The organism is Candidatus Rhabdochlamydia oedothoracis (assembly GCF_019453995.1).
Lineage (GTDB): Bacteria > Chlamydiota > Chlamydiia > Chlamydiales > Rhabdochlamydiaceae > Rhabdochlamydia > Rhabdochlamydia oedothoracis.
The window spans coordinates 955,829-970,745 of sequence record NZ_CP075587.1; the positions used below are offsets into that span (position 1 = coordinate 955,829).

Genomic DNA, 14,917 nt, shown 5'->3' on the forward strand with positions numbered 1-14,917 from the left:
ATCGGCACTAGTATATAGTGGTTCCGATTCAATCGTATAGAAAAATATTTTGTTTTGTGTTAAGCTATTGAGTATGAAAAAACTGATCCCTAGCCAGAGAGCTGACTTAGAACACAAGTTAAAGCATCCAAAAGACTATTCTGAACGGAATAGGCTTTGTGTAATTTTGGGCTATGATGAGGGTATCTCAACAAAAAATCTTGCTAAAACACTCCGGATAAGCCCTATCACTGTTCAGAAATACCTCAGAGAATATGATTCCGAAAATAAAACTGGAAGTAGCCCTCGAGGCGGTAGCAAATCAAAACTTTCACAAGACCAAAAAGAGTCTCTACTAAAACACCTACATGAAAAGACCTATCTTAAAGTCAAAGGGATCATAGCTTATGTGCATGAGCAATATGGGATAAAATATTCCCGAAGTGGCATGACAGATTGGCTCATACAGCACGGATTTGTTTATAAACGTCCTAAAAAGATTCCTGGGAAATTAGATCCTGAAAAACAACGAATTTTCATAGAACAATATAGGGCTTTAAAGGAGACCTTAAACCCTGATGAAGAGATCTATTTCATAGATGCTGTGCATCCTGAACATCAGTCCCAAGCCGTATGTGGATGGATCAAAAAAGGCGTTCAAAAGACTTTGCAGACATCCGGGAAACAATTGCGATTGCATTTTGCTGGAGCTCTTTGCCTGACAGGAATGAAGATTTTTACAGAGGAATATAAGACAGTTGATGCCGATGCAATGCTCGATTTTTTCAAGAAGCTAGAAAAACAGACAGAGGCTCGAATTATTCATGTAATTTTGGATAATGCAAGATCAAACAAAAATAAGAAACTAGAAGAGTTTCTGATGTCTTCTAGGATTAAAGTGCACTATCTCCCTCCTTATTCGCCGAATTTGAATCCTATTGAACGCTTGTGGAAGATCTTAAAGGAAAAGAAGGTATATAGTTATTTAAAATATTATTGATAAAGTTGTATATTTTTCTCCAACAAAATATATGGAGGTAGAGAAATGCCTAAACCTTATTCAATGGATCTAAGAAAACGAGTGCTTCAATACCTAGAAGAAAATAACGACAAAATGAAGGCCAGCCAGCTATTTCAAGTTGGGATTGCAACTGTCTACCGATGGGTAAAGCGTAAGAAACAAAGAGGAAACGTAGAACCTCTAAAAAAGAAAAGCACTTATAAGAAAATTGATGATCAGAGATTAATCGCTTATGTAGAAAAAAACCCCGATCATTTTTTATCAGAGATTGCAAAGCATTTTGGTTTGACTTTGCAAGCAATCTTTTACGCTTTGAAAAGACTCAAGATCACAAGAAAAAAAAGATTGCGTTTTATAAGGAAAGGAATGCGGAAGCAAGAGCGGAATATCTAAAAAAGATAGAAGCAATTTCTCCTGAAAAAAGGGTCTATTTGGATCAGAGCGGAATCAGTCAATATGTGCATAGGCAATATGCGAGGAGCGCGAGGGGAAAACAAATATTTGGAGGAATTTCAGGAAAACGATTTGGTAGACAGAGTGTAATTTCGGCACTACAAGGGAAGAAATTGCTGGCACCGATGTGTTTTGAAGGAACTTGCAATACGGATCTATTTAATGTATGGCTAAAACAGGAATTGATTCCAAATTTGACTCATGGCCAAGTTTTGATTCTCGATAACGCGAGCTTTCATAAATCAAAGACAACTAGAACATTGATAGAGGAAAGTGGATACGAAATGCTCTTTCTCCCGCCTTATTCACCGGACTTAAATCCTATCGAAAAATATTGGGCCAATATGAAAACGAAAATCCGAGAACTTTTACCTACTGTAGCTAATTTATCCGAAGCCTTAGATCAAGCTGTTTTATCAATGTCGATTTAAATAACTATACAATCGATATTACGAAACGTCGGTGACTTTTTTTCAGGCAATTAGAGGATTCTTCTTAGAAGAGATACCGAAAATAACAGATATTTTGAAATGTAGGATAAACGACAAGTTTCAAGTCGTTGACTTAAATCCCATTAAGCTAGCCGTTTGAATCGGCACTAGTATATAAGATGAGCGCTTAGCTTATTTGTGAAGTGCTCTTTTTTCTACATCTAAAGCAGCTTCTCTTATTGCCTCTGATAGAGTAGGATGAGCATAAGGAGTGTTAATCAAGTCTTTTATACATAAACTTTTTTGTATAGCAATAGCTGCTTCTGCAATTAACTCAGAGGCATGTGTTCCTATAATATGCACCCCTATAATCCTTTTGCTTTTCTCTTCCGTAACAATCTTTACAAATCCTTGTGTTTCTCCTGTGCACTTTGCCCTTGAGTTGGCTTTGAAGGGAAAGCTCCCTATTTTTGGTATAAGGTGATATTTTTTAGCTTCTTCTTCTGTTAATCCCACTGATGCCATTTCTGGATGGGTATAGACAACATTGGGAATAGCCATGTAGTTAAGTTGAGGCCTATGGCCTGCCATAATTTCAACAGCTGCAATGCCTTCTTCAGATGCTTTATGTGCAAGCATAGGACCTTCAACGACGTCTCCAATAGCAAAAATATTTGGGATATTGCTGCGAAAGATTCCATCGGTTTCAATGAATCCTTTAGGAGATATTTTTACTCCTATCTTTTCAAGACCAAGCCCTTGGGTATAAGGCCGTCTTCCAATGGCGACCAAAACTTTTTCCGCTGAAAAAGATTTTTGTTCTACTTGTAAAGAAATTTGATTGGACGCAATTTTTGCACCCATGACTTTAGAAGAGAGATAAAAGTTAATGCCTTGTTTTTCCAGATCTTTTTTAAGCTCCAAGATAAGTTGATGATCAAATCCTGTACAAATTTGATCAAGAAATTCAATGATTTGTACTTTCGTTCCTAGTCTATTGTAGACAGATCCTAGTTCTACTCCAATTACACCTGCGCCTATTATGAGTAGATCTTTAGGGATTTCTTTAAGAGAGAGTGCCCCGGTAGAGGAGAGAATTTGTTTTTCATCAAAGGGTAAAAAGGGAAGCTCAATAGGCTTTGAGCCTGTAGCGATAAGAATAAATCGCGCTTGTAGTTGGGTTGCTTGACTTGCATTTTTAACTAAAACTTCAGTAGAGGATAGAAAACTAGCTTCTCCTACATAAGAACTAATCTTGTGTTTTTTAAATAAGCTTGTAATTCCTTGGCTAAAAGATTGGATAATTTGTGTTTTACGAGTCATCATTTTCGTAAAATTAATCGATGGTTGAGCAATAATAATTCCATTTGCAGCGCTTATTTCTTTTATATTCCATAGTAGTTCAGAGGAAGATAAAAGTGATTTAGAAGGGATACAACCTACATGTAGACACGTTCCTCCTAATTCTTTTCGTTTATCGATACACGCCGTTTTTAATCCCAGTTGAGCAGCTCTTATTGCAGCTACATACCCGCCAGGCCCAGCACCTATGATAATTAGATCAAATGCATCCATAGGTTCCTTATAAGTCGAGAAGTAAGCGAGAAGGTTCTTCTAATGTTTGCTTAATGTGCTTTAAAAAAAGCACAGCTTGTTTGCCATCAATTAAACGATGATCATAGCTGAGCGCTAGATACATCATAGGACGGATAACAATTTCGTCATCGATGACAACAGGACGTTTAACAATAGAGTGCATTCCTAAAATGGCACTTTGAGGGGGGTTAAGAATAGGGGTTGATAAAAGAGATCCAAAAACACCTCCATTGGTAATTGTAAAGCTGCCTCCTTTTAAGTCATCTACGCTGATGGAACCATCGCGTGCTTTTTGAGCAAAAGCGCTCAGTTGCATTTCAATTTCTCCAAAATTATGCTGTTCACAAGATCTAATGACAGGAACCATTAGACCACGATCTGTAGAAACTGCAACACAGATATCATAGCTTTGAACAAAGACTATATCTTCCTTATCAATATAGGCATTAATTTCGGGAATCTCTTTTAAAGCTGCAACACAAGCTTTGATAAAAAAAGACATAAAACCCAGTTTAATCCCATATTTTTTTTGAAAAGATTCCTGCTCTTTCTGTCTGATAGCAATTACACTGCTCATATCCACTTCGTTAAAGGTGGTTAACATAGCTGTTGTGTTCTTAACTTCTACAAGCCTTTGCGCAATGATTTTGCGTAAAGAACTCATTTGTTTACGAGAAGTGTTCGCTTCTTTTTCTACAATAGGAGTGGGTTGAGGAGAAACTGTGGATTGTTGCAAGCTAGAAACAAAATCAGATGTAGTAAATTTGGCTTTTCCATTTGAAGGAGGAGGAAAAGCAGGCTCTATTGGTTTAGGTGGTTTTTTATCAGAAGATTTAAGTGTTTGCTCTACAGTTGGAGGATTAATCGTCCCAATTACTTGTCCTATCTTAACGATATCTCCTTTTTTAACCTGTAAGGTTAATTCTCCGCTTTCAGGAGCATACAAAACTTGATTTACCTTATCTGTTTCTAATTCTAAAATTTCTTCATCTTGTTTAACAAAACTACCAGATGATTTAAGGATGTTGCTAATGGTTGCTTCGGAAACAGATTCACCCATATTAGGGATTTTAATCTCGCTTGCCATGGATTACCTTATCTTAAATTTAAGCAAAAGCTTTTTTAAGCAGCTCTTCTAATTGTTGTTTATGTACGGCATACGAGCCTACAGCAGGCGATGCGCTTCTTTGTCTTCCGATATACTCGATTGCGCTTTTTGTTCCAAGTAGCTCGTCAAATGCAAAGCGCAAAGACTCCCAAGCACCCATATTGCTGGGCTCTTCCTGCACAAAACGACAGCTAGCATTAGGATGTTTAGCTAAAATTTTTTGGACGATATTTTTAGGGAAAGGGTATAGCTGTTCTAAACGTATGATTGCGCATTGTTGATTTTGTTTTTCTCTCTCTAGAATGAGCTCGTAATAGACTTTTCCACTGCAAAACAGCAGTAACTTCGCATCTTTTTCTAGGAGGGGATCTTCTAGAACTTCATAAAATCTTCCTGCTGCAAGATCATTTAAACTGGATCTACATGCAGCATTACGCAATAAAGCTTTAGGCGTAAAAAGAACTAAAGGTTTTTTTATAGGACATAGAGCCTGTGCTCGCAGAAGATGAAAAAGCTGTGCAGGGGTAGAGCAATTAGCAACTCTTAAATTATCTTGAGCAGCTAATTGCAAAAAACGCTCTATACGCGCAGAGGAGTGTTCTGGTCCTTGTCCCTCATAACCATGAGGAAGCATCAGAACTACATTGGATACTATTCCCCATTTTTGTTCTGAAGGAGCTAAATACTGATCGAGAATAATCTGAGCACCATTTGCGAAATCACCAAACTGTGCCTCCCAAATAACTAAGGCCTTAGAAGAGGCTAAACTAAATCCAAACTCAAATCCTAGAACAGCGTATTCTGATAAAGGGGAGTTAAAAAATGCACATTCAGCTTGAGACTCTGTAATATGATTGAGTGGAAAATAACGTTTTTCATTGAGTTGATCAATAAGTACAGCATGTCTATGAGAAAATGTTCCTCGGCAAACATCTTGACCAGAAAATCGCAAAGCGATTTTCTGAGATAGTAAGCTTGCATAGGCGAGCTGTTCCGCTGTTCCCCAATCTAAAGAGACTAATTTAGGGTCGCTTTGTAACATTTGCTCTCTTTCTTGGAGAAGTCGTTTAATTTTAGGATTAAGATTTAGATCGCTTGGATAGGTATAAAGTCCTTTAGCGATCTCTCCTAATACTTTTAAAGAAATTTTAGTATCCATTTCTGATAAAGGAATAAACTCTTGTGGTTTTTTCCTAGCAACAGGAGGAGATGTTGTTTGCAAAGCTTCTTGAAGCTGCTTTTTAAAGTTTTCTTCTAAGTTCTTTATGTCCTTTTCTTGAATGATATTTTCTCGAAGCAAGTTATGAAAAAATACAGTGCGAATGGATTTTCTCTCTTTAATTTTAGCATAGAGAAGTGGTTGCGAAAAAAGAGGTTCATCGCTTTCGTTATGACCGTACTTACGATAACAATTAAGATCGATAAACACATCGCATCCAAATTTAAGTCGTATTTCCATGCTAAGAATAATAGCCCTTATACATCCTTCGGGATCTTCTGCATTTACATGAAAAACAGGACAATTAAATGTTTTTGCAAGATCTGAGCAATAAGGGGTAGAGCGTGCTTCTTCAGGGTTTGTGGTAAAGCCGATTTGATTATTGATAATAAGATGAATAGTACCTCTTGTCTGGTAGCCGTTTAATTTACAAAGTTGCATGGTTTCATAGACCACACCCTGGCCACTAAAAGAGGCATCTCCGTGAATAAGAACGGGGATCACATCTTTTTTACTAATCTCTGCTTTAGCGTAGCTCATTCCTTCTACTACCGGATCTATCGATTCAAGATGGCTGGGGTTTGCAGCAAGGGTAATCGAGATATTTTTCCCCAAAGAGGTAGTAAAGGTCCCTTGTGCGCCTTGATGATATTTTACATCCCTAGAGCCTTCAAATTCCTCATTAATATAATTTTCATCAAACTCTCTAAAAATAGAGAAATAGTCTTTGTGAATAATATTGGCTAGTACATTGAGCCTACCTCTATGCGCCATGCCAAGGACTACTTCATCTATACCACTTAAAGACGCTTGCTCCATTAAAAAAGATAACATGGGAATCAGAGTTTCTGCTCCTTCTAAAGAAAATCGCTTTTGTCCTACGTATTTTGTATTCAGAAAAGATTCAAATAACTCGGCTTTGTTTAAATCTTTTAAAATAAGTATCTTTTGCTGTTTACGCAGTGTAAATGAAGATTCAAATCTATTTTGGATCCATATTTCTAGTTCATGGTTTCTAAGATCCATATATTCTATACCGATCTTAGAACAATAGATTTTTTTGAGCTCATCAAGAATGTCTTTTAAAGGGGCTTGTTCTTCTTTCAAAAGGTTGCAGGTAGGAAAGGGCACATTTAGCTCATTTGTCGTAAATCCAAGTGTCTTGAGGTCCAATGCATAGATAATATCAGGAGGGGGCTTAAGAGGATTAAAACAGGCTAATAAATAGCCATATTTGCGATAAGCGTCTATGAGATGCTGAATCCTTTGTTCCTGGTCTAATCCTCTAATGGATTGGCTTAATCCTAGGTGCATTCCTTGAAAAAAAGCACGCCAAGAAGGTTCCATTTGGAAGGGATCGTCTATGAATTTTTGATAAAGATCATCTATAAAGCATAGGTTGGGAATAGAAAGGGAAGAAAAAGTCATATAAGATCCTGAAAAAATCAAAACAGTTTATAAGCTTATTCATAGCAAATCAGTAATTTAATTTAACTAATATCAATTTTTTTATTTTTATTATTAATAAAATAATAGGTTAAAAATCCGTAATAGAACTCTAAAGAATGAATGTTAAAATATTGAGAGATTAAAAAAAGAAGGCGCACATAGTCTGTGCACCACAGTCTTAAATGGGTTTCTCTTTAAAGTTGAGCCTTTAAGCGATAGTTTACAGGAATACCCTTTAAAAAGTACTTCTCTGAGAGATTACTTAGAGCTATCCTATTATCCTTAAGATGTTCTGAGATAAACTTCTTCGTTGAAAGAGGGCTCTGATCGTGTTCTAAGAAAAATATCCATGGGGTACTATTTTCTTTTAAGATAAGAAGCATTGGAGTGCCGTGCACATTTTTTGGAGTATTTTCTAGATATTGAAGTTCTGTAGTATTCTCTGAAAGAAGGCTTGCCAGAGCATTTTTTAGAAGTTGAAACTCTGGTGTTTTCTTTAAAAAAAGGTTTGCTAGAGTATTTGTAAAATTTTGAAGCTTTGTAGGGTCCTTTAAAAGATTTTGTTTAGCACTTTTTAAGCTTTGAAGCTCTAGCTCTCTATTATTCTCTAAAAGAAAGTTTTCTAGCTTATTAAAAAGACTTGCTGGAATGCCTCTTAAAAAAAATCCTTCTTGAATAATAAATCGAGAATCACAATAAGGCAGCTCTGGTTTAGATGGAGCTAAATCTTCTGCAATATTTGATTTTTCCTCGATAGTTTTCTCTTGAATTTCAACAATAGGTTCCTTACTTTCAATCACACGAGGAGCTACAGGTAAAGGGCAATCAAATTTTCTAAAACTAAAAGAGTAAATACTATTTCTCATCAAATGATATGAGGACATGGCAAAGGACGTAAAACTTGCACAGACTCTTTTGAAAATAGCATTAATAACGTCTGCAACTTGCATAAAAGGACTTGCTGCTTTTTGAGCTGTTATCTGTACAATTGTTTTTGCATTGTTTAAAGTTGTCTTAATAGCGGTCTTGGCATAATTCAACGTAGATATAAAGCTTTTAGCTACTACTAAAGCAAGAAGAATAGGAAATGATGTGCCCAATGAAATGCCGCAAGCTTTAAGAGCTAGTGATCCACTAATCGTTTGTGCTCCAATAGAAAAGATATAGCTTTCGGTAAGCTCTTTAACCGTTTGAGTTAAGACATTTTTATTTTGTTCATTAATTACATTAAAAGGCACTTTTTCTCTGAGATTATTATAATATTGATAAACATCTTCTTTAATCATTGTTTCCTTGTTTGTTAATTAAATGTAAATTATACATTAATGTTATATTAATTTATATAATAAAATATAATTTAATTCTAAAAAATAGAAGAAAACATTTGTAAATTTTAACTATTAATACTATTGAATTAGGGCCAACGCATGAAGATTTTGCTTGATAACAGTATTGCCATTGACGGCAAGACATTATGCGGTTCTGGTAATAAGACAATAGATCCTATCCATATGGTAAGCGCTTTTGCTTCTGAGCAAAGTCTTGTGTTAGGACATCTTAAATGTTCTGGAAAAGGAAAGGAACTAGAGACCATTCAAAGCCTTCTTACTATATTAAATATTAAAGGAGTTGTTGTAACAATCGATGCAGCCGGTTGTCACAAAATAGTAGTAGAACAGATTTGTTCCCAGGGAGGAGATTATGTTATTGCTCTTAAAGGCAATCAAGACCACTTACATGCAGAAGCTCATAACTTTTTTGAACAAGCGCAGGACGTTATACCGGAAGAAGCTAGCTGTGATTATTGGCGGTCTGAAAAATGTACTCGAGGACGTAGTGAGATAAGAGAAGTATGGGCGACTGAGAAATTAGATTGGTTACCTCAGCGTCAGATTTGGAAGAAGCTGCATAGCTTGATATGCGTAAAAGTACAGAAGAAATCGCAAGAGAGGAATAGCTGTGAAATTCGGTATTTTATTTCAAGTCTACCTACTAACACAGAACGTCTTGCAAAGGAAGTGCGTAATCACTGGAGCATCGAAAACAAATTGCATTGGCAACTTGATGTTAATTTCCGAGAGGATTTAAGTCGTGTTAGAAAAGGAAATGGAGCTGAAAATCTATCTATAGCCCGACGGGCTACTTTGAATCTTTTACAAAAAGATAAGACAAGCAAGGTCAGTTTACGTAAACGGCGCTTCATTGCATCATGTCGTAAAGATTATTTATTAGATCTAGTAGGTGCAAAGGAAATTCTTCATGCGTAAGCCCTGACTATTGAATAGTGAAATTTAGTTATTTTAGGACTTAAATTATTATAAAATACAGAGTTAGAGTTTTTAATTTTTTAAATTAAAAACTTTGTAAAATAAAAAAGAGACAAATTTAAAAAAAATTTAATCGATTTTCTCTTGTTTATTTAGCATAGAGATAGTTTTTTTGTTTTCTTGGAATCGCATGGGAAAAGAGGATTGGGTATGTATCAGTCCTTTTACTCTTTTAAACCAATTTTTTGGTTTGTTTTCTTCAGTTTTTAGATCCATAAACATGTCTTGCACCTTTAAAGCAGCCTCCAGTTTATATCCAGCAGCATTGGTTAAGAAAATTCCATATTTATCGGGCTCTAGTTTATGAGATTAGCTATAGTGTATATCAAAGAGCAAGTGGATCATTTGATCTTGCTACAATAAATTGGACATGAAGAACCCGAATAAATTAAAACAAATTTATTAAAGAGGCTCTTATGCGAAAGCAAAAAAAATATGATCGAGAATTTAAGTTAAATATAGTAAAGCACTATAGAGAAAGCGGGAAATCCATGACAGAACTTGAGTTGACAGGCAGCACTTCATTGACAGTGTCAACTTGGTATAATGTATCTAGCATTTTCATTTGTGCTAGATGCTTTGCATACTGAAATGTTTGCCATGGTGTCTTCCCATAACAATATTTCACAGAATGGACTCGCTCTTCATTGTACTCTTTTAGCCATTTATCCACATCCATTTGCAGTTCTTCTAGACTATGATAAACTTTTTGCCTAAATGCTGATGCATAAAATTCATTTTGAATCGTCCTAATAATTGAGTCTACTGGTGTATGTTACCCATAGATTATCCTAAATGGGAATTATGTGATTATTATTTCCCTCTTTGAAATAAAAAAGATGATAAAAATTCTAAGAGTACTCTTGAAATAGTTTTAAAAAAAATGGGTGTATAGAAGCATTTTCACTACATAAAACCATTTGTTCGGTGTAAAAAATATTTTAGCAGATAGAGGATCTTCTGGAGAAAGATTTGCAAAAAGTGTCCAGGAAATATTAGGATGTATGGTAGAAATAGCCAAAAGAAATACACTTCATACTTTTACAGTTATTCCCAAAAGATGGGTTGTAGAGCGTTCTTTTGCGTGGATAGAAAAACGTCGCAGGCTATGGAAAAATTGCGAAAGAAAACTACATACAAGCCTGAATATGGTGGTTCTCGCTTTTATTGTTCTACTTTTGAAAAGATTTTAAACAAGCTCTAAGTTTTAGAGTTGTTAATTTGTTAGCGAAAGGCTATAAATCGAAAATATCAGGCAAGGAACTCACTCCTAGCCCAAGAAAGCTCCAAAGTAGGCTCAGCATCATAGTAAGATCTCAAGAGGCTAAGTGTTGCATAATTGCGGCTATCTCTTTCATTTGGGTCTCCTTCTTCCACCCATTTGTTTATTTTATAAATTAGTGTACTAAAAATATTAAACCCTTCAGGACAGAGCCATTTAGGAAATAGTTTAGAACTGCGTGCTTTGGAAAAAGAGCGATAGAAAACGCAAGCAACGACATAAATAACATGCTGTAAGGGAGATGCAATTATTTTCTTATAGGCAATCATCGTAATTCGATGATCTGGATCACCTTTAAATATAGCAGAATAGGTAGCATAGAAAGCTTCACAAATTCCCTTGGCTATATCAGCTACAGCTGTAAAAGGTGTCAAAGCTAGCATCATAATGCTATTTATAAAAACAGATCTATCATTGCAGTGATCTATTCCAACCCAGTCATAAACTATTCTTTTTTCAACGAGCGTGAAAACAGAAAGATTAGTGTCCTTGTAATTAATAATCATCGTGCTGCATAAGAGTACTTGGTCTGTAGAAAATAAGGCTGACCGATGCTTTTCTTGCAACGGTCCTTTATAAAGAAGGAATATATGATAGAAAAATATCCTGAAAAACCTGCAAAGAGTTTCAATCGTGCAGATCATTTGGCTAATGAAAGAACTTTCTTGGCATGGATTAGAACTAATCTTGGCCTAATGGCTTTTGGATTTGTTGTTGAAAAGTTTTCCTTTTTCATGCAACAAATAACACCTTTTTTAGGGCAATCAGGCTTGCCAGAATCAAGATTACCACATTCCATGTATTCTTCCATATTCGGTATATCTTTGGTAAGTTTTGGAACTATACTTTGTATTTTCGCATTTTTTAAGTTTAAAAAAACAGAAAGACAAATTAATCGTGACATCTATCAATCTTTAACTTGGCTTGATGCTCTGCTTGCACTGTTCGTCTTTTTTATAGGTGTCTTTTTAGTCATTTATTTACTTCATTCACATGAACCTATCTTGAATTAAATTTACTGTTTTAAAGATACTTGCCGACTTAAGAAATTCATCCAATATCCCAGTAGTCCAAACATTAATAGTCCGTTCCAATATATTGCCTTTCTTTCCCAGCGCACTGTAAGACGACGGAAGCATGCCTTTAACCAAGAAATCGTTCTCTCAACGACCCAACGTTGCTTTTCAAGGTAGCAAATGCCTTTTATCTTATATCCCTTAGTGTTTCTTTTCCGAGCTATCAGAGGAAAAACCTCATGGGAAAGAACATCGATACGTGTTTGCTCTGAGTCATAACCTTTATCTGCTTCAAGTATGGGTACTTTTCCCTGATTCCATGCTTTTTTAATGAAGGGAATGACTTTCCTAAGCAGAGGGATCACTTGTTTTTTCTCATCCCCGGATGCTGATGTAAAAGTGATTGCAAGAGGCTTTCCTGATTTTTCTACCAGTAAATGCGATGTCACGCCTTTACCTTTGTAGCCATAATCAACTTGCTCTCCTCCTCCGCGTCCGCTGGAAAAAAAAACCATCTACAGAGAGTCTCTGGACATCAATACACTCCAGTTGTTCGGCAAGCTTAAGCAGCTCTTCTAAAAATTGATCTAAAAATCCAGCAGATTGCATTCTTCCAAGCCATGCGTGTGCTGTTGAGGGATGAGAAAACTCCTTGTTTCTAGGTGCATCTTTCCAAGGAGCTCCTGTCCGAAGCACCCAGAAAATAGTATTCACTACAGGTCTCCATGGCGCTAATTTTCTTCCATAATGGTTACGATTTACCCATTTTTCCATTTGAGGTTCGAGTATTTTAAACTGTTCTTCATTTAATCCTTGCTTGCTCATGTCATCTGTCTTTAGTTAAAAAATAAAAAGATCTGGTATCATAGCGAAAATTTATATTCAATTCAAGATAGGTTCATGGAGCTTAAATAACTCCTTAACGCATCACTTTTAGTAGTTGTTCTAATGGTTTATCATCCGGCTTAAACCTTTTGCTATTTTTATCTTTTGCAAATGAGATTCTCTGTTCCCAAGGAAAAGGGTGTTTAGCTGGAGGGATTGGAGTTTTCTGCAAAGATTTACATAGAGGAAAAAGGATATTCAATGGGTTTTTATTTTGCTGACAAATGAATAACGCTGCAATTTTGGCAGCGGCTTTTTTTAAATTGATTTGTGGATTTTCTAAACTACCTTCTAATGTAAGAGCTAAAACGTAATCATCAGGAAGATTAGGGATTTGAAAGGCTTTGGTTAACGTGGAAGCAGGTAGACCAACTTTCATTTTAAGTGAGTGATCTTTTATTTTTCCCCAAATGGCTATTTCGTATATATCAGCTAATAATAGCTCTACTCTTTCCACTGTAATTAGAGATTTGTCTATGTGCATTGTAATAGGTGCTATCCAAAGATTGCATGTAATAGTTGCATCAAATTGATGGATTTTTAGTAAATTAAACAAAGAAGAAGTGAAATTTTGCTTATGGCAAAGTACTTTGCCCATTTCTATTTCTAGACTGGGAATAACCCACTGCATAGAGAGAAATGGATAGGAAAAAGAGAGGGTTTCTCCAGCTGCAATCTTGATAGAAATAGGATTTTTAGGTTGTAAACTAGGAAAAATTTCTTGTAATACGTAAACACCCGCTTCTTTACTTAGTTGACAATAGAGGGGTTTATCTAATGTAATTGCTTCTTTTTGTAACTGCCCTTGTAAAGAAAAAGAAGAGTAAGGAGAGAGCACTTCAACAGATAGGGGGCCATTTCTAGCAAGTAACTTTGCATGTAAAGTGAGATCTATGCTAGGACCCCATAGTCTTTGCAAAGATATTTGAGGAAATATTCCTTCGATTAAGTAGGTAGGTAGTTCTGAAGCTCTTATCTCTGCATGTAAAGTCTCTATTTGTTTTTCCCAGGATATATCTGAAGAAAACCATCCCTGTTTTTTAGCAGAAATAACAGCTTGTATTTGAGAAGAAATACGTTCTTCTGAAACCTTTGCCTGGATTTGCAAGGAGGAGATATGAGAAACTCCCAATGGGGAAGCTAAGAGTAATTTTTCACTTGTCAGTTCAGTATGAAAAACTAGAGAAGATTGATTAAGCGAAGGGAAAAATCCTTTAGCTTTTGTATTTAAGGATAATTGATGAATCATACCGTGAAATACACTCGGTTCTGCAAGAGTTAATGCAGGTAGCTTCATTAGAGATTTAATAAAAGCATAATCACCTTGTGTAAGGGTAAAAGATATAGGGATAGAAGAGGCTGTCAATTGCTCTTTCTTTTTATCCCAATGAGCTAGGCCTTGTGTTTTTACTAAAGGGCTCGATAGGTCAAAAGTATAAAGCTGTTCTTTTACATCCAATTTAAGATCAAATACATCGCCTAGTAAAGATCTTACGGGGAAATCTTGAGTAAAAAGATGTAAAAATTCGGTAGATAGATTTGTGCAAGTCGCTTTAAGAGTCAAGGGTAAGGGGTGTGTTTTTTTAGAAACAAGAAAACTGCCTTGCAGATGAATAGAGCCTTTACTTTGATTTTGTAGACTGTTAGCTAGTAGAATTAAATGACCTAAACCTTGCTGCCTGGTCCATTTAAGATCGATATGATCGAATTGCATAGCAGGGCAATCTAAGGGAACAATCTTAAAAGAGCCATTTGTTATTCGTAAAGCTTGAATACAGTTAAAGAGATCAAAAGAATTCTTTGGTTTTGTATGACTTTGAAGAGAGGCAGAAGAAGCCTGTGATTTTTCTTCCCAGAATAGTTTAGGTTCCCTAACTTCTATTTTAAGCTTATACAATAACAGAAGGGAAATAAGAGAGTTATCTATGGTAACTTCAGGACTGCTAAACCAATGCTGGTTCTGTTTGATGATTTCAAGTTGTAGGATTTTTTGTCTGCCAAACCAGCTTAAATGAAGTTTGGTTAATTGGATTTTTTTTCCCAAAAAAGAAATAAGCAATTGCGTTCCTAATTGGGTAGATAAGAAATTAGGTAGAAAAAGCAAAAAAATGATAAAAGCCAGGAGTATTTCATAACATATTTTTCGCATAG

General features: G+C 35.7%; 15 protein-coding genes and 2 pseudogenes. 7 read left to right on the forward strand and 10 right to left on the reverse strand.

Features of this window, described 5'->3' with window-relative positions; all coding sequences use genetic code 11:
* Positions 1-73: 73 nt before the first annotated feature.
* From RHABOEDO_RS05300 to RHABOEDO_RS11105, 4 genes are read left to right on the forward strand one after another with little or no spacing between them, the layout of a single operon-like run.
* On the forward strand, positions 74-979 hold the full coding sequence (locus tag RHABOEDO_RS05300) for an IS630 family transposase (RefSeq protein ID WP_220017409.1): 906 nt from the start codon (positions 74-76) through the stop codon (positions 977-979).
* Between the two features lie 45 nt (positions 980-1,024).
* A complete protein-coding gene (locus tag RHABOEDO_RS05305; RefSeq protein ID WP_215216866.1) occupies positions 1,025-1,393 on the forward strand; it encodes an IS630 transposase-related protein in 369 nt (122 codons plus the stop codon).
* A 5-nt stretch (positions 1,394-1,398) separates the two neighbouring features.
* Positions 1,399-1,884 carry an IS630 family transposase gene (locus tag RHABOEDO_RS05310; protein ID WP_245397582.1) on the forward strand — a complete coding sequence of 162 codons (486 nt, stop codon included), beginning with the start codon at positions 1,399-1,401 and terminating at the stop codon, positions 1,882-1,884.
* 31 nt (positions 1,885-1,915) lie between these two features.
* Positions 1,916-2,044: a hypothetical protein gene (locus RHABOEDO_RS11105; RefSeq protein WP_256439920.1), complete on the forward strand. Its 129-nt coding sequence runs from the start codon at positions 1,916-1,918 to the stop codon at positions 2,042-2,044.
* Positions 2,045-2,076: 32 nt separating this feature from the next.
* Here RHABOEDO_RS11105 and lpdA read toward each other — a convergent pair whose 3' ends face one another.
* The 4 genes from lpdA to RHABOEDO_RS05330 form a co-directional block, all read right to left on the reverse strand.
* Positions 2,077-3,459, reverse strand: a complete 1,383-nt coding sequence (gene lpdA, locus RHABOEDO_RS05315) for a dihydrolipoyl dehydrogenase (RefSeq protein WP_215217432.1) — start codon at positions 3,457-3,459, stop codon at positions 2,077-2,079.
* A gap of 7 nt (positions 3,460-3,466) precedes the next feature.
* On the reverse strand, positions 3,467-4,567 hold the full coding sequence (gene sucB / locus RHABOEDO_RS05320) for a dihydrolipoyllysine-residue succinyltransferase (protein WP_215217431.1): 1,101 nt from the start codon (positions 4,565-4,567) through the stop codon (positions 3,467-3,469).
* 19 nt (positions 4,568-4,586) lie between these two features.
* Entirely contained in the window at positions 4,587-7,235 is a 2,649-nt protein-coding gene (locus RHABOEDO_RS05325; protein WP_215217430.1) for a 2-oxoglutarate dehydrogenase E1 component, read from the reverse strand.
* Between the two features lie 215 nt (positions 7,236-7,450).
* Entirely contained in the window at positions 7,451-8,542 is a 1,092-nt protein-coding gene (locus RHABOEDO_RS05330) for a hypothetical protein (RefSeq protein ID WP_215217429.1), read from the reverse strand.
* A 141-nt stretch (positions 8,543-8,683) separates the two neighbouring features.
* Here RHABOEDO_RS05330 and RHABOEDO_RS05335 point away from each other — a divergent pair, with 141 nt between their 5' ends.
* Complete coding sequence (locus tag RHABOEDO_RS05335) at positions 8,684-9,523, forward strand: ISAs1 family transposase (protein ID WP_220017411.1); 840 nt, start codon at positions 8,684-8,686, stop codon at positions 9,521-9,523.
* 129 nt (positions 9,524-9,652) lie between these two features.
* Here the strand turns inward: RHABOEDO_RS05335 and RHABOEDO_RS05340 are convergent, their stop codons facing one another.
* Positions 9,653-9,805 carry a hypothetical protein gene (locus tag RHABOEDO_RS05340; protein ID WP_215217743.1) on the reverse strand — a complete coding sequence of 51 codons (153 nt, stop codon included), beginning with the start codon at positions 9,803-9,805 and terminating at the stop codon, positions 9,653-9,655.
* 247 nt (positions 9,806-10,052) lie between these two features.
* Positions 10,053-10,334: pseudogene (locus RHABOEDO_RS11455) on the reverse strand (hypothetical protein); the annotation flags it as partial.
* 178 nt (positions 10,335-10,512) lie between these two features.
* Here RHABOEDO_RS11455 and RHABOEDO_RS05350 point away from each other — a divergent pair.
* Positions 10,513-10,776, forward strand: a pseudogene (locus RHABOEDO_RS05350) (transposase); the annotation flags it as partial.
* A 58-nt stretch (positions 10,777-10,834) separates the two neighbouring features.
* On the opposite strand, the gene RHABOEDO_RS05355 reads toward RHABOEDO_RS05350, so the two are convergent.
* Positions 10,835-11,371 (reverse strand): hypothetical protein, encoded by a 537-nt coding sequence (locus tag RHABOEDO_RS05355; protein WP_215217741.1) that lies wholly within the window; start codon positions 11,369-11,371, stop codon positions 10,835-10,837.
* A gap of 84 nt (positions 11,372-11,455) precedes the next feature.
* Here RHABOEDO_RS05355 and RHABOEDO_RS05360 point away from each other — a divergent pair, with 84 nt between their 5' ends.
* Entirely contained in the window at positions 11,456-11,878 is a 423-nt protein-coding gene (locus RHABOEDO_RS05360) for a YidH family protein (protein ID WP_215217740.1), read from the forward strand.
* Between the two features lie 2 nt (positions 11,879-11,880).
* Here the strand turns inward: RHABOEDO_RS05360 and RHABOEDO_RS05365 are convergent, their stop codons facing one another.
* The 3 genes from RHABOEDO_RS05365 to RHABOEDO_RS05375 form a co-directional block, all read right to left on the reverse strand.
* A complete protein-coding gene (locus tag RHABOEDO_RS05365) occupies positions 11,881-12,396 on the reverse strand; it encodes a transposase (protein ID WP_220017412.1) in 516 nt (171 codons plus the stop codon).
* A complete protein-coding gene (locus RHABOEDO_RS05370) occupies positions 12,353-12,706 on the reverse strand; it encodes a transposase (protein WP_220017413.1) in 354 nt (117 codons plus the stop codon). Before RHABOEDO_RS05370 ends, RHABOEDO_RS05365 begins: the two co-directional genes overlap by 44 nt.
* A gap of 94 nt (positions 12,707-12,800) precedes the next feature.
* On the reverse strand, positions 12,801-14,915 hold the full coding sequence (locus tag RHABOEDO_RS05375; RefSeq protein WP_215216582.1) for a hypothetical protein: 2,115 nt from the start codon (positions 14,913-14,915) through the stop codon (positions 12,801-12,803).
* Positions 14,916-14,917 lie beyond the last annotated feature (2 nt).

What these genes read in the sequence shown, in the direction of transcription:
- RHABOEDO_RS05300 (WP_220017409.1), top strand. Translation starts at nt 74, where the DNA reads ATGAAAAAACTGATCCCTAGCCAGAGAGCTGACTTAGAACACAAGTTA.
- RHABOEDO_RS05305 (WP_215216866.1), top strand. Translation starts at nt 1,025, where the DNA reads ATGCCTAAACCTTATTCAATGGATCTAAGAAAACGAGTGCTTCAATAC.
- lpdA (WP_215217432.1), bottom strand. Translation starts at nt 3,459, where the DNA reads ATGGATGCATTTGATCTAATTATCATAGGTGCTGGGCCTGGCGGGTAT.
- sucB (WP_215217431.1), bottom strand. Translation starts at nt 4,567, where the DNA reads ATGGCAAGCGAGATTAAAATCCCTAATATGGGTGAATCTGTTTCCGAA.
- RHABOEDO_RS05325 (WP_215217430.1), bottom strand. Translation starts at nt 7,235, where the DNA reads ATGACTTTTTCTTCCCTTTCTATTCCCAACCTATGCTTTATAGATGAT.
- RHABOEDO_RS05330 (WP_215217429.1), bottom strand. Translation starts at nt 8,542, where the DNA reads ATGATTAAAGAAGATGTTTATCAATATTATAATAATCTCAGAGAAAAA.
- RHABOEDO_RS05335 (WP_220017411.1), top strand. Translation starts at nt 8,684, where the DNA reads ATGAAGATTTTGCTTGATAACAGTATTGCCATTGACGGCAAGACATTA.
- RHABOEDO_RS05340 (WP_215217743.1), bottom strand. Translation starts at nt 9,805, where the DNA reads ATGTTTATGGATCTAAAAACTGAAGAAAACAAACCAAAAAATTGGTTT.
- RHABOEDO_RS05355 (WP_215217741.1), bottom strand. Translation starts at nt 11,371, where the DNA reads ATGATTATTAATTACAAGGACACTAATCTTTCTGTTTTCACGCTCGTT.
- RHABOEDO_RS05360 (WP_215217740.1), top strand. Translation starts at nt 11,456, where the DNA reads ATGATAGAAAAATATCCTGAAAAACCTGCAAAGAGTTTCAATCGTGCA.
- RHABOEDO_RS05365 (WP_220017412.1), bottom strand. Translation starts at nt 12,396, where the DNA reads ATGGTTTTTTTTTCCAGCGGACGCGGAGGAGGAGAGCAAGTTGATTAT.
- RHABOEDO_RS05370 (WP_220017413.1), bottom strand. Translation starts at nt 12,706, where the DNA reads ATGAGCAAGCAAGGATTAAATGAAGAACAGTTTAAAATACTCGAACCT.
- RHABOEDO_RS05375 (WP_215216582.1), bottom strand. Translation starts at nt 14,915, where the DNA reads ATGCGAAAAATATGTTATGAAATACTCCTGGCTTTTATCATTTTTTTG.